Origin of the sequence: Oricola sp. (assembly GCF_022763245.1) — a bacterium.
Classification (GTDB): Bacteria; Pseudomonadota; Alphaproteobacteria; order Rhizobiales; family Rhizobiaceae; genus Oricola.
In genome coordinates this window covers 96,966-110,012 of sequence record NZ_JALEGV010000012.1, presented here as the reverse complement: position 1 = coordinate 110,012, position 13,047 = coordinate 96,966, and the positions used below count along the sequence as shown (strand labels likewise).

The following is a 13,047-nucleotide window of genomic DNA, read 5'->3' as shown; positions in this document are numbered from 1 at the left end:
CGGCCGTCAGGCCGGCGTGCGCCGCAATCGCACGCCGGAAATCATCAGCACGGCGAGCGTCGCGAGGACGAGGCCGGAAAGCTGCGTCGCGTTCAGGGTCTCGCCGAACATGAACCAGGCGATCAGCGAGGTGACGGCCGGCACGAGGAAGAACAGGCCGGAGACGCTGGCGACCGCGTTCTGGCGGATCAGCAGCATCAAAAGCGTTATCGCGCCGATGGACAGGACGAGAACCAGCCAGGAGAGCGCGAAGACGAATTTCGGCGTCCAGTGGATCTCGCGGGTCTCGAACAGGAAGGCGCCGGCCCCGATGAGCGCGACCGCGCCGACATATTGCCAGATCGTGCCGGCGAGAAGGTCGGCGCCGGTCGCGAACCGCTTCTGGTAGAGCGTGCCGGCGGTGATGCCCAAAAGGGCGAGGATCACCGCCGTCAGGGTCGCAGGCGTGATGCCCTGTCCGCCGGCGACCACGTCGCGCAGGCCGGGGGCGCAGATCAGCAGGGCGCCGGTGAAGCCCAATGCCAGCCCGATCCAGTGGCGCAGGCGCAGCGTCTCGCCCAGCAACGGCGCGGCCAGAAGCGACGTCAGCACCGGCTGCAGCGAGACGATCAGCGCCGAGACGCCGGCCGGCATGCCGTGGCGGATCGCCCAGAACACGCCGCCGAGATAGGCCCCGTGAATGAGCATGCCGACGACGATTGCGTGGCCGCGCTCCGCCCAGCCGCGCGTGCCGCGCCCCGCGATCAGCGCGACGGGCACCAGCAGCGCCAGCGTCAGGAGGAAGCGCACCGAAAGGAAGGTGAACGGCTCGGCGTCCTCCGCGCCCAGTTTCGACCCGATGAAGCCGGTCGACCAGAGCAGGACGAAGACGATGGGCGCGACGCGCATGAGCATGGGGGCTATCCCGGTTGCGAGGCAGGCCGGGTGTCCGGCGCCAGAGGCGGCTCTCTTGGCAGGGGGCGGAAGGGACGTCAATCGAAGCGTGCGCGAGGCGCCGCACTTTGACAGCTTCGGCTTACCCTCCGTTAATCATGTCTTCGCCTTCCGGCTTTCCCCTGCAAGAATTAACAGGATCGCAAGCGTCCCCGAAGAATACTCCCGGCAACGCGACGTGGGGATGGTAATGGACGGGATAGCGATATTTTCTGCTTTCCTACAGGGACTTGGCGTAGTCGCATTCGTTGTTCGGCTGCACGAGCTTGCCGTCACGCGATGTGCGACCCCGCGTTCCGAAATCGTCGCGACGGCCCTGACATTCGCCGTCGGCGCCGCCGTTTCCATGGCCTTTCCGCTGAAATTCGCGCCGGGCGTCGTCTTCGACCTCCGGCATGTGTTCCTTGTTCTTGCCGGGCCGTTCGGCGGCATGCCGGCGGCGCTGGCGACCGGCGTGACCTGCGCGATCCTGCGCATGATCCAGGGCGGCATCGGCATGCCGGCGGGCGTGCTCGCCATTCTGACCTCGATGACGGTCGGGCTGGTCTTCGCCTATCTGCACCAGCGGCGCGAATACACGATGCGGGAGATCTTCATCCTCGGCGTCGGCGCGTCGCTGTCGCTGACAAGCGTGCTGACGCTGCCCTGGCCGCTCGCCAGCGAGGTCCTGCAGCGGATCGCGCTGCCCTTCATGGCGATCAATTTCGTCGGCGTGCTGATCTCGGCGGAATCGCTCAATCGCTTCCGCGCCCAGCTCTATCGCGAGCAGTCGCTGATGCATGACCGGTCGACGGATTCGCTCACCGGCCTCTTCAACCGGCGCGTCTTCGATACGCGGGGACCGGAAATCGCGGAGGACGGGTTCCGCAAGAACGGCTGCTACGCGCTGATGATCGTCGACATAGACCGGTTCAAGACCATCAACGACACGTTCGGCCATGCCAATGGCGACAAGGTGCTGAAGGTCGTCGCCCGGATGATCGCCTCGCATGCGCGCGAGCAGGACCTGACGGTGCGCTATGGCGGCGAGGAGATCGCGCTGGTGCTGCCGGGCTGCAACACCGCGCAGGCCAGCGTCATCGCCGACCGGATCCGCCAGGGCATCGAGGGCACGGCGATCGAGGTGAGCGGCATCAACCTGAAGGTCACCGTCAGCGTCGGCTACGTGGTGGTCGACACGTCCGAGACGGTGTTCTGGAGCGCCTTCGACGAGGCCGACGCGGCGCTCTACCGCGCCAAGAACGCCGGCCGCAACCGCGTCGAGCGCGCCGTCGCCGCCTGACGCCGCCGCGACAATCCGCGCATGACCCCCGGCCGCGCCCCTGCTATGCAGACGGCGTCAATGATGGGGGGACAATCACATGAGCAGACCGGGTTTCGTTTTCGTGCACGGGGCGTGGCACAACCACAATACGTGGGACCATGTCATCGAGCGCCTTTCGGCGCGTGACCTTCTGACCCACGCGCTCGACCTGCCGGGCGCGGGCCTCGACGCGAAAATGCCGAAGAGCTATTTCGAGCGGCCGCTCGACGCGCAGGCCTTCGCCACCGAGCCGTCGCCGAATGCCGGTGTGACCCAGGCGGAGCGCACCGAACACGTCGTCAACGCGGTGCGCGAGATGGCGGCGCGGGCCAATGGCAAGGTGATCCTCGCCGGCCACTCGCTGGGCGGGGCGACCGTCTCGCATGTGGCGGAGGAAGTGCCCAAACTGCTGGCGGCCATCGTCTATGTCTGCGCCTTCATGCTGCCGCCGGGCATGCCGCCCGTCTCGATGATCCAGGATCCGCTGATGGCCGACGCGATGGTGCCGTCGCTCTTCGCCGCGCCGCCGCCGCAGATCGGCGCGATGCGGGTGGACTTCAAGAGCGAGGATCCAGCCTATCGCGCGCGCACCCACGCGGCCTATGCCGGCGACGTCGACCGGGCGATGTTCGAGGACGGGCTGGCACATTTCCATTGCGACGAGCCGGCGCAGGTGACGACCGTGCCGAGCCCGGTGACGCGGGAGCGCTACGGCCGCGTGCCGCGCCACTACATCCACTGCACGGAGGACCGCGCCGTGACGCCCGCGGGCCAGAAGAAGATGATCGCGCTGATGGACGAGGCGATGGGCGGCCGGACGGCGGTCCACACGCTGCAATCCAGCCATTCGCCCTTCGATTCCCACCCGGACGCGCTGGCCGACATCCTGGCGGAGATCGCCGGGCAGGGGTGACGAAGACGCGTGTCGCGGCCGTGTGACCGAGTGCACATCGCCGCGGCCGGCCTTGCGGCATTGTCGTGATCAAGGAGGCGGTGGCAGGGATCACCGGACACGATCATGACCAACACGCACACCACATTCGGCACTTTCACCTTTCAGTCCGCCAAGACCCGCAACGCGGCAGAAGCCCGCGGCATGCGCCGCGCCCTGGCCCTGGCGATCGTCTCGGCCACGGTCTTCGCCGGCACCGCGCTGGTCTCGGCAAGCCAGGCGACGGCAGGCCAGTTCGAACAGAGCTACCAGGTCGCCTACGCCGACTTCAACACCGAGCGCTTCGGCGGCATCCTGGACGACGTCTATCCGCAGGAAGAAGAGCACGAGCTCAACGACGCCTGGATGGGCATGCAGGTTCTCAGCGCCGACGGCGTGGTGCTCGGCTATGTCAGCGACGCCTTCGTCAACGAGGACGGCTCGATCGACGAGCTGGTGATCGAACCCGAAGGCGGCGACAGCCCGCTCTACGCGCCGGTCTACCTGCCGATCCGCTACGCCGCGCTGACCCCGGACTTCGTGTCGCTGTCGCTCGGTGCGACGCAGGCGACTGCGCTTCTGACGCCGGCCACCGACCTGGCCCGCCTTTCCAACTGAGAGTTTCGCGCCCCGGTAACGCCGTTAACCCCCGGTTAACGGCGTTTCCAAAAGTCTTGTTTACCGTGGTCGCATACCCTTTCGCCGGGACAGAACGGATGGATGGGATCGATGCGAAGGACTTCGGTGGCAAGCCTGCTCGCCCTGGCGGTGGCGAGCGTGTGGCTCGGCGCATGCAGCACGACGGACGTGCTCGCGCCCATTCCGGACCGCTCCACCATGACATCGGCGACGCCCGTGACGCTCGGTTTTCCAAGCGGGTCGCGGTCGCTGTTCGGCGGCGGGACGGTCACCAGCTACATGCCGGCCGAGGAAATCCAGTGCCGCAAGCGGCTGAAGCGCCTCGGCGTCTCGTTTCGTGACATCCCGACGATCCGCGATTCCGCCTCCTGCGGCATCGATTTTCCCGTCGAGGTGACCTCGCTCGGCCGTACCATCAAGCTGGCGCCGGCGGCGACGTTGAATTGCGCCATGGCCGAAGCGGCGGCGCGCTGGGCGCAGGGCGATCTCGCACCGGCCGCGCGCACCCGCTATCTATCCGGCATCGCCGAGGTGCGGCAGATGTCGTCCTATTCGTGCCGGCGCATTCGCGGGTCCGGCAATTTCTCGCAGCACTCCAAGGGCAACGCGCTCGACATCGGCTCGATCAAGCTGAAGAACGGCCGCGTGATCGACGTGAGCCGGCCGGGGCTGTTCGCGTTTCGCGAGCGCAGCTTCCTGCGCCGGGTGCGCGGCGAGGCCTGCGACCGGTTCGGCACGGTGCTCGGGCCAGGATATGACCGCGATCACGCCGACCATTTCCATCTCGACCTCAGGCAGCGCAGCAACGGCGTCGCCTGCCACTGATCGGCGGCTTTCGCGCAGAAACGGAGCGATGCGATGACGCAGATCGCGCAGGCGCAGGGCGCCCATTCGGGTGCGGGCGCCATGCCGGCGCAATCCACTGGGATCGCCGAGATCCTGCCGGCGACGCGCTGGCTGGTTGTGCTGCTCGTGCCGCTCGCGCTCTTGAAGATCGTGCAGGTGTTCTTCGCCGCGCCGACGCCCGACGAAGCCTATTACTGGATGTGGGGCCAGCATCTCGACTGGTCCTATTACGACCATCCGCCGCTGACGGCCTGGCTGCAGGCGCTGTCGGCCGAGCTGTTCGGCTGGAACCTGTTCGCGCTGCGCGTCCAGACCGTGCTGACCTTTGCCGGCGACCTCTGGATCCTGTGGTTCTGGGCGAAGCGCCTGGCGGGGCCGGGCGAGGGGCAGCGCGTCTTTCTGGCGGGCGTGATCGCGTGGCTGTCAATGCCGCTTCTCATGCGGTTCCAGTCCTTGGCGCACCAGGACCATCTGCTGGTGTTCTTCGGCCTGTTGACGGCGCATTTCTGGGCGCTGTTCGTGATCTCGCTCGACCGGCCGCAGCGCGCATGGCGCTATTTCTACGCCGGTTGCGTGGCGCTCGGCCTGGCGGGGCTGTCGAAATACAACGCCGTCTTCATCGGGCTGGGCTTCGCGGGTTGGGTGTTCGTCTCGGCCATGGGGCGGCCACTTCTGGCGTCGCCGCATCTGTGGCTCGGCGCGGGCGTGGCGGTCGTCATGCAACTCCCGGTCGTCGCCTGGAACGTCGCGCATGACTGGCCGAGCTTCCAGTACAATCTGGACGGCCGCATCGGGCAGTCGATGCATGGCGGCTTTGCCGGCAACCTGTTCGATTTCGTGTTCCGCACCGGGATGATGGTGTCGCCGGTCATGCTGCTGGGGCTGGTCCGCTTCGTCCGCGGCACCGTGCCGACGCCGTTTGCGCCGATCGGGCGGATGGTCTTCCTCGCCTCGACGCTGACATTCGTGGCGCTGTGCGCGTCCAACACGATCCTGCATTACTGGAACCTGGCCGCCTATCTGTTCTTCCTGCCGGTCGCGGTGTTCTTCATCACCAGCCGGGCGGAATTCACCATCCACGCGCTTTACGGGATCGCGATGGGCCTTTGGATCGTGGCGTTCCAGGTGATGTACCCGTCCTACAAGCTCGGCGGCACCGACGTGCGCGACAACGACATCACCTTCGGGCTTTCCGAGATCGCGGCGATCGTCTCGGAGGAGGAGAAGCGTCTCGGGGCGGATTTCGTCGTGACGACAGACTATCGCACGGCCTCGATGCTGTCGTTTGAGGCCGGGCGCACCGACATCGTCAAGATGGGCCTGCGCAACGACCAGTTCGATTTCTGGTTCGATCCGGCCGCCTACAAGGGCAAGGACGCGCTGGTGCTCGTCGACGACTACCTGCCGGAACAGGAGCTGGTGACGCAGGTCTTCGGCAAGGTGACGCCGGTGCGCGAATTCACCATCCGCCGCTACGGGCTGCCGATCCACAGCTACCGTCTGGTGTGGGCCGAGGACTATTCCGGCGCAGGGCCGCACTGAGGCGGCGGCGCCGAAAATCCTCCTTCAGGTGACGTTTGGTCAGCATTGTCACCGTTCCGGAATCAAGCCTATCGTGCGGTGCAGCATGGCGCGACCCATCTCGGGGCGCCTGAAAAACCCATGAAAGGATCATCAATGCTGAAACGTCTCTCGCTTTCCGCGCTCTTCCTCCTGTCGGCCGGCGCGCCGGCCTTCGCGCATCTCAATCCCGCCGAGCACGGCTCGTTTTCGGCCGGCTTTTCGCATCCGCTCTTCGGCGCCGACCACATCCTCGCCATGGTGGCCGTCGGCCTGTGGGCCTGGATGATCGGCGGCCGGGCGATCCGGATCGTGCCCGCGGCCTTCGTCGGCACGATGCTGTTCGGGTTCGTGCTGGCGCTTGTCGGCGTTCCGCTGCCCTTCGTGGAACCGGCGATCCTCGCCTCCGTCGTCGCGCTCGGCCTGCTGGTGGCGGTCGCGGCCAAGCTTCCGGTGCTGCCGGCCGCCGTCATCGTCGGCGTCTTTGCGCTGTTCCACGGCCACGCCCATGGCGGCGAACTGGGGTCCGCCGGCGCGCTCGGCTATGCGGCGGGCTTCGCGATCGCCACGGCGGCGCTGCATGCGGTGGGCCTCGGCTTCGGCTTCGTGCTGGGCAAAGTGTTCGGCACCGACGCACGTCACGCCGACCTCGTGGCGCGCCTCCTCGGCGGGTTGACCGCCGCGGGCGGCCTCTACCTGATAGCCGGCTGACGGGCCTTCCCGTTCCATCCCGCCGCCCGGCCCTTCGGGGCCGGGTCTGGCGTCGGGCCGCACTTCTTGGCATGCTGTCTTCCCCGCAGACGTCAAGGGAGGATGGCCAATGCGATGCTTCAGCATACTCGGTCCGTCACACGGCGGAAAAACCACGCTGGCGGACAAACTCGCTTCGCTGGAGGGGACGCCGCGACGATCGGAGACCCCGCACGGGCTCGGCGTCGATTTCTTCGACTTTCTCGGCGAGACGTGGTGCGCGCTCGACACGCCCGGATCGGGCGAGGCGCTGGCGCATGCCCATGACGCGCTCATGGCGAGCGACGCCTGCATTCTCGTCGTGTCGCCGAACCCCGACGAGGCGGTGCTCGCCGCGCCCTATCTGAAGGCGATCGAGGCGTCGGGGACGCCCTGCATCCTGTTCGTCAACCGCATCGACGCGCCGCAGGGCCGGGTGCGCGACATCATCGCCGCCCTGCAGGACTATTCCAGCCATCCGCTGGTGCTGCGGCAGGTGCCGATCCGCGAGGGCGACAGGATCGTCGGCGCGGTGGACCTGATATCGGAGCGCGCCTGGCGCTACCGGGAGGGACAGACGTCGACGCTGGTCAAGATCCCCGACGAACTGATCGAGCGCGAGCACGAGGCGCGCGTCGAACTGCTGGAGCATCTGTCGGAATTCGACGACTGGCTGCTGGAGGAACTGATCGAGGATCACGAGCCGGCCAATGACGCCGTCTATTCGATCTCGGCGCGGGTGCTGGCGCAAAACAAGGTCTTCCCGGTGATGGTCGGCGCGGCCAGCCACAACAATGGCGTGATGCGGCTGATGAAGGCGCTGCGTCACGAGGCGCCGCCGGTCGAGACGCTGCGCGAAAGGCTGGCGGAGCAGGCGGGGTCGGATGCGGCGACGGTCAGCGCGGTCGGCTTTCATGCCTATCACCGGCAGAATGTCGGCAAGACGGTGCTGATCCGGGCGCTTGCCGGCGGGCTGAAACAGGGCGCGCAACTGGCCGGCCACGGGCTAGGCGCGCTGCAGGATCCCGGATCGGGCAAGCCGGCGGCCGATGGCGAACTGGCGCCGGGCGCGGTGGCGGCGGCCGTGAAATCCGATCACCTGACCGCGCCGGCGGTGCTGGCGGGGGCCGCCTCGTTGCCCGCGCCGGGCTGGACGGCAGCGCCGACGCCGATGATCGCGCGGGTGCTCGCGCCGCAAAACGAGCGCGACGAGACGAAACTGTCGGGCGTACTTTCGAAGATCGCCGAGACCGATCCGGGCCTGGTCGTTCGCCAGGAGGAGGGGACCGGCGCGCAGATGGTCGAGGTGCAGGGGCCGGTGCATCTTCGCGACCTGATGCGCGGCCTTGCCGAGGTGTTCAGGATCGAGGTGGAGGAGAAGACGCCGAGCCCGGCCTATCGCGAGACAATCACCAAAAAGGCGGACGTGCATTACCGGCACCGCAAGCAGACCGGCGGGGCGGGGCAGTTCGCCGACGTGAAGCTGGGCGTACGACCGAACGGGCGCGGCGACGGCTTCACCTTCGAGGAAACTGTGAAGGGTGGCGCGGTGCCGCGCAACTTCATTCCCGCCGTAGAGGCCGGGGCGCGCGAGGCGCTGGGCAAGGGGCCGCTCGGCTTTCCCGTGATCGATGTCGGCGTGACACTGACCGACGGCCAGCACCATTCCGTGGATTCCTCCGAATTCGCGTTTCGCGCGGCGGGCCGCATGGGCGTCAGCCAGGCGCTGGGCGACGCGGCGCCGGTGCTGATGCAGCCGATCTACCGCATCGAGTTTCACATTCCCTCGGTGTTTTCCGGCGGGCTGGTGCCGATCGTCTCGTCGTTCAAGGGACAGGTGCTGGGCTTCGACCGCGACGAGAGCGCCAAGGGATGGGACGTGTTCCGTGCGCTGATCCCCGGCCATTCGCTGGATGAACTGGCGCATGCGCTGCGCTCGGCGACGCAGGGCATCGGCTGGTTCTCCCGCGCCTTCGACCATTTCGAGGAGCTCTACGGCAAGGAGGCCGACGCGATCGTGCGGGCGCATGGCGATGCGGCGGGATAGGCCTTCGCGTCCGGATTTTCGCTGAGGCTGCGGGTTGCGGCGGGCATCGCCTTGCCGCTTTCAGGGTTGCACAGATGCAACGGCGGTCCTCTTTCTGGCCGCCTGTCCCGGATAGCGGTCGCCATGAGGTGACGGATCGTGCTAGGCGCGCCGTCTTTCGTCGTCCGGGCCCTTCCTCCCGGCCTCCTTTCGCGTTCAAACACAAGAGCTGGCTTCATGAGCACGAACACGCTTGGCGTGGATTTCGGCACGTCCAACAGCACGGCCGCCTTCGTCGATCGGACCGGGCCGGTTCTCGTGCCGCTCGAGAACGGCAAGTTCGACCTTCCAAGCGCCGTCTTCTTCGATTTCGAGACCCGGCAGCGCCTCTATGGGCGCAGCGCGATCGAGGCCTATGTCGGCGATGGCGAAGGCCGGTTCATGCGCGCGCTGAAGAGCATTCTCGGCACCAGCCTCGACGGAGACTTCACCTATGTCCAGGGCGCGAAGGTGGCGTTCGTGGACATCATCGCCGGGTTCGTGCGGTCGATCCGGCGCACTGCCGAGGACGTGCGCGGGGCGGAGATCGACACGGTGGTCGCCGGGCGGCCGGTGCGGTTCGTCGATCATGACGACGCGGCCGACAGGCGCGCCGAGGAGACGCTGGAACGGATCTTCCATATCGCCGGCTTCAAGCATGTGGCGTTCCAGTACGAGCCGATCGCCGCCGCCCTGGATTACGAGCAGAGCGTGCGGGCCGAGGAAATCGCGCTGATCGCCGATCTCGGCGGCGGCACGTCGGATTTCTCCATCGTGCGCATTTCGCCCGACGGGAGGGCGCGCCGCGATCGCAGCGGCGACATCCTGGCGACCGGCGGCGTGCATGTCGGCGGCACGGATCTCGACCGGCTGACCAGCCTGCGGAAGGTCATGCCGGAACTCGGTCTGGAGAGCCGGCTGAGGCGCGATTTCGGCGACGGGCTGATCACCATTCCCCGCCACGTCTTCGTCTCGCTGAGCACCTGGCAGAAGATCCATCTCGTCTATGACCGGTCGATCCTGCGCGAGGTGCAGGAGTATCTGCGCCTGGCGGAGCGGCCGGAGCTGATCGACCGCCTGGCGCATGTGCTGGACGAGCGGCTGGGCCACCGGCTGGCGCTGGAGGTGGAGCGCGCGAAGATCGAGCTGACCGACCGCCGCGACGCGCGGATCATGCTGGATGCGATCGAGGCGGGGCTGGGCGTCACCATGGAGCGGGCCGAATTCGACGCGATCATCGCGGACGAGACGCGGGCGATCCAGAGGGCCCTGCAGGCCACCGTCACGCAGGCCGGCATCGGGCTCGAGCGGATCTCGACGATCTTCCTGACCGGCGGCACGACCGCCATTCCGGTCGTGCGCCGCGCGCTTCTGGACGCGGCGCCGCAGGCGAGCGTGGTGGAAGGCGACCGCTTCGGCAGCGTCGGCATCGGGCTGGCGCTGGAGGCCGAACGGCGCTTCGGTTAGGCTGGACGGACACGCCATCCTGACGGGGCCCGGGATTGATCCAGCCGAACGAAATCCAGCTTTGCGCCGAACTTGCCCGGTGCATGCTGCGCGACATCATCGTCCACCAGCCGCCGGGGCCTGACGTGTCCCGCTTCGGGGCCGGCGCGCGTTTCGAGCATGCCTTCCAGGGTGACCTTGAGAATGCCAGCGTCGTCTCCAACCGGCTGCGACTGACGCGCTGCGTCGAGCCGGACGGATCGCTGAGGATGAGCGTCGGGCCGTGCTACCTCAACCAGCTCGTCGTCGCGCCGGAGGATTTCGAGCGCTTCATCCAGGACATGCGCGACCAGCTTTTCGTCGAGATCGGCGAGGTCCTGGCGGCCTTCGTCGGCGCGACGATCGGTCATTGCGCGCTCCTGCCGGCGGCGCGGGAGCCGTTTGCGGCGCCCACGGATCATCGCGCCGTCCTGCGGCAGCTCGCGCTGCACGGCTATGCCGAGAAGAGGGGCGATGCCTATCGCTGGACGGACGGGATGGGACCGGCGATGCGCGAATGCTATCTCTGGACCGAGGATTTGCAGGACCTGAAGACGGTCCATGAAGCCGAACTGCTGCGGGAGGCCGAAGCGGCGCTGGCAGGGATGCCCGATCTCCTCCGCGCGCGGCTCGCGCGCAGCGCGTCGCAGGACGGGGAGTTCGATTTCGTGCGCGAGGTCGCGCGGCACTGGGACGGCGAGTCCTGGCGGATGAACGGCCAGCCGGCGGTGCCCGACGCGGTGCTGCTGCCGTCGCGGGTGATCGATTTCGCGCGCTGCCTGCGCGAGCTGATTTTGTCGCCCTGACGCCGCCTATTGCGGGATGGGCGTCGGCTTGCCGTCGGTGTCGAGGGCGACCATGGTGAAGCGGGCGTCGGTGACCTTGTCCATGACGTTGCTCAGGTAACGCTGCGCCCAGACCTCGATGTAAAGCACCATCGACGTGCGGCCGACGCGCTCCAGCTCGGTATATACGCACAGCGTGTCGCCGACCTTGACGGGCATGGCGAAGGACATTTCGTTGACCGCGGCCGTGACGATGCGCCCGCCGGCGATCTCGGCGCCGCGAATGCCCGACGCGAGGTCCATCTGCGCCATGACCCAGCCGCCGAAGATGTCGCCGGCCGCGTTGGTGTCGCCGGGCATCGCCAGCGTGCGCAGGGTGAGTTCGCCCTTCGGGCCGTTGTTCGTCTCGGTCATGTTCGTTTCCTCGTCTCGCGCTTCCATGAAGGCCAAACGTGGCAAGTGTGCAACAAGACTTTGGACAAGGACCGATCTTTCCCGGGGACCGAGTTTTCATTTGCATCGCGAAGAAAAAAAGCCGACAGGCGGTGTCGCCGTCAGGCAAAGGTGAAGGGTCGAACCGGGCAAGGCTGCACCGGTTTTCTCGCGGAAGGTGCTCCATGCCAGAAACGATCCGTGCGGCGGTCTGCCGCGAGTTCAACGCGCCGCTTGTCATCGAAACCGTGACGTTGGCCGACCCCGGTCCGGGCGAGGTGAAGGTCGCGGTCAAGGCCTGCGCGATCTGCCATTCCGACATCATCTTCGCCGAAGGCGGATGGGGCGGCGAGACGCCGATGGTGCTCGGCCACGAGGCGGCCGGCGTGGTCGAAGCGGTGGGCGAGGGCGTCGGCGGGATCGTGCCGGGCGACCATGTGGTGGTGACGCTGATCCGCTCCTGCGGGACCTGCCATTACTGTTCCGGCGGGCACCAGGTTCTGTGCGAGGAGGTGTTCCCGCTCGACGAGACATCGCCGCTCTCGGCGGCGCAGGGAACCGCCATCGGGCACGGGCTGCGGACCGGGGCCTTCGCCGAAAAGGTGGTGGTGGAGAAGAGCCAGATCGCGGTGATCCCGAAGGAAATTGCCTTCGACGCGGCGTCGCTGCTCGCCTGCGGGGTGATCACCGGGTTCGGGGCGGTGACGAACACGGCGCAGGTGCATCCGGGGGCCCATGTCGCGGTCATCGGCTGCGGCGGCGTCGGCCTCAATGCCGTGCAGGGGGCGCTGGCCGCCGGGGCGAAGACGATCGTCGCCATCGACCTGTCGGAAGCCAAGCTGGACGCGGCGAAGCGCTTCGGCGCGACACACGGGATCAACCCAACCGATCCGGACCATCACGCCGCCCTGATGGAGATCACCGAAGGGCGCGGCGCGGATTTCGTCTTCGTCTCCGTCGGCGCCAAGGCGCCCATCGACGGGGCGTCGCGCTACATCACCAAGAACGGCGCGGTCGTCATCGTCGGCATGCCGCCGTCCGGCGTCATGGGCGAATACGACCCGGGCACTTTGGCCGGCTGGAGCCAGCGCATCATCGGCTCGAAAATGGGCTCGGCGCAGGTCGCGCGCGACATTCCCTATCTGGTGGCGCTCTACAAGGACGGCCGGCTGAAGCTGGACGAACTTGTGACCGGGCGTTTCCCGCTCGACCAGATCAATGAGGCGATCGCCTCGACCAAGCGCGGTGAGGCACTGCGCAACGTGATCGTCCTTTAGTCGGTCGTGAGTAGTTGGTAGTGAGTAGGGATGGCCGTGCTTCAGTCTACCGACTACTGACT

12 protein-coding genes are annotated in these 13,047 nt (G+C 67.4%); 10 read left to right on the top strand and 2 right to left on the bottom strand.

Annotation, left to right across the window (positions count from 1 at the left end; all coding sequences use genetic code 11):
• Positions 1-6: 6 nt before the first annotated feature.
• The gene (locus MRY80_RS04725) at positions 7-894 is read right to left on the bottom strand and encodes a DMT family transporter (protein ID WP_293288555.1); all 888 of its coding nucleotides are present in this window, start codon (positions 892-894) and stop codon (positions 7-9) included.
• On the opposite strand from MRY80_RS04725, the gene MRY80_RS04720 reads away from it, so the two are divergent.
• From MRY80_RS04720 to MRY80_RS04680, 9 genes are all read left to right on the top strand, one after another.
• On the top strand, positions 839-2,215 hold the full coding sequence (locus tag MRY80_RS04720) for a diguanylate cyclase (RefSeq protein ID WP_346433381.1): 1,377 nt from the start codon (positions 839-841) through the stop codon (positions 2,213-2,215). The genes MRY80_RS04725 and MRY80_RS04720 overlap by 56 nt on opposite strands.
• Positions 2,216-2,294: 79 nt before the next feature.
• Positions 2,295-3,149, top strand: a complete 855-nt coding sequence (locus MRY80_RS04715) for an alpha/beta hydrolase (RefSeq protein ID WP_293288551.1) — start codon at positions 2,295-2,297, stop codon at positions 3,147-3,149.
• Between the two features lie 105 nt (positions 3,150-3,254).
• On the top strand, positions 3,255-3,785 hold the full coding sequence (locus MRY80_RS04710; protein WP_293288549.1) for a PRC-barrel domain-containing protein: 531 nt from the start codon (positions 3,255-3,257) through the stop codon (positions 3,783-3,785).
• A 111-nt stretch (positions 3,786-3,896) separates the two neighbouring features.
• Complete coding sequence (locus tag MRY80_RS04705) at positions 3,897-4,631, top strand: extensin family protein (RefSeq protein ID WP_293288547.1); 735 nt, start codon at positions 3,897-3,899, stop codon at positions 4,629-4,631.
• A gap of 33 nt (positions 4,632-4,664) precedes the next feature.
• On the top strand, positions 4,665-6,194 hold the full coding sequence (locus MRY80_RS04700; RefSeq protein ID WP_293288545.1) for a glycosyltransferase family 39 protein: 1,530 nt from the start codon (positions 4,665-4,667) through the stop codon (positions 6,192-6,194).
• A gap of 135 nt (positions 6,195-6,329) precedes the next feature.
• Positions 6,330-6,923 (top strand): HupE/UreJ family protein, encoded by a 594-nt coding sequence (locus MRY80_RS04695; protein ID WP_293288543.1) that lies wholly within the window; start codon positions 6,330-6,332, stop codon positions 6,921-6,923.
• A 109-nt stretch (positions 6,924-7,032) separates the two neighbouring features.
• Positions 7,033-8,988, top strand: a complete 1,956-nt coding sequence (locus MRY80_RS04690; RefSeq protein WP_293288541.1) for an elongation factor G — start codon at positions 7,033-7,035, stop codon at positions 8,986-8,988.
• Between the two features lie 216 nt (positions 8,989-9,204).
• On the top strand, positions 9,205-10,473 hold the full coding sequence (locus tag MRY80_RS04685; RefSeq protein WP_293288540.1) for an Hsp70 family protein: 1,269 nt from the start codon (positions 9,205-9,207) through the stop codon (positions 10,471-10,473).
• Between the two features lie 35 nt (positions 10,474-10,508).
• On the top strand, positions 10,509-11,297 hold the full coding sequence (locus MRY80_RS04680) for a hypothetical protein (RefSeq protein ID WP_293288539.1): 789 nt from the start codon (positions 10,509-10,511) through the stop codon (positions 11,295-11,297).
• Between the two features lie 6 nt (positions 11,298-11,303).
• On the opposite strand, the gene MRY80_RS04675 is transcribed toward MRY80_RS04680, so the two are convergent.
• Positions 11,304-11,690 (bottom strand): acyl-CoA thioesterase, encoded by a 387-nt coding sequence (locus MRY80_RS04675; protein WP_293288537.1) that lies wholly within the window; start codon positions 11,688-11,690, stop codon positions 11,304-11,306.
• Between the two features lie 203 nt (positions 11,691-11,893).
• Between MRY80_RS04675 and MRY80_RS04670 the strand changes: the two genes are divergently transcribed.
• On the top strand, positions 11,894-12,985 hold the full coding sequence (locus tag MRY80_RS04670; RefSeq protein ID WP_293288535.1) for a Zn-dependent alcohol dehydrogenase: 1,092 nt from the start codon (positions 11,894-11,896) through the stop codon (positions 12,983-12,985).
• Positions 12,986-13,047: the final 62 nt, after the last annotated feature.

Excerpts from the sequence above, each read along its gene's own strand:
- MRY80_RS04720 (WP_346433381.1), top strand. The coding sequence starts at position 839 with ATGAAGCCGGTCGACCAGAGCAGGACGAAGACGATGGGCGCGACGCGC.
- MRY80_RS04690 (WP_293288541.1), top strand. The coding sequence starts at position 7,033 with ATGCGATGCTTCAGCATACTCGGTCCGTCACACGGCGGAAAAACCACG.
- MRY80_RS04670 (WP_293288535.1), top strand. The coding sequence starts at position 11,894 with ATGCCAGAAACGATCCGTGCGGCGGTCTGCCGCGAGTTCAACGCGCCG.
- MRY80_RS04715 (WP_293288551.1), top strand. The coding sequence starts at position 2,295 with ATGAGCAGACCGGGTTTCGTTTTCGTGCACGGGGCGTGGCACAACCAC.
- MRY80_RS04675 (WP_293288537.1), bottom strand. The coding sequence starts at position 11,690 with ATGACCGAGACGAACAACGGCCCGAAGGGCGAACTCACCCTGCGCACG.
- MRY80_RS04695 (WP_293288543.1), top strand. The coding sequence starts at position 6,330 with ATGCTGAAACGTCTCTCGCTTTCCGCGCTCTTCCTCCTGTCGGCCGGC.
- MRY80_RS04705 (WP_293288547.1), top strand. The coding sequence starts at position 3,897 with ATGCGAAGGACTTCGGTGGCAAGCCTGCTCGCCCTGGCGGTGGCGAGC.
- MRY80_RS04685 (WP_293288540.1), top strand. The coding sequence starts at position 9,205 with ATGAGCACGAACACGCTTGGCGTGGATTTCGGCACGTCCAACAGCACG.
- MRY80_RS04700 (WP_293288545.1), top strand. The coding sequence starts at position 4,665 with ATGACGCAGATCGCGCAGGCGCAGGGCGCCCATTCGGGTGCGGGCGCC.
- MRY80_RS04725 (WP_293288555.1), bottom strand. The coding sequence starts at position 894 with ATGCTCATGCGCGTCGCGCCCATCGTCTTCGTCCTGCTCTGGTCGACC.
- MRY80_RS04710 (WP_293288549.1), top strand. The coding sequence starts at position 3,255 with ATGACCAACACGCACACCACATTCGGCACTTTCACCTTTCAGTCCGCC.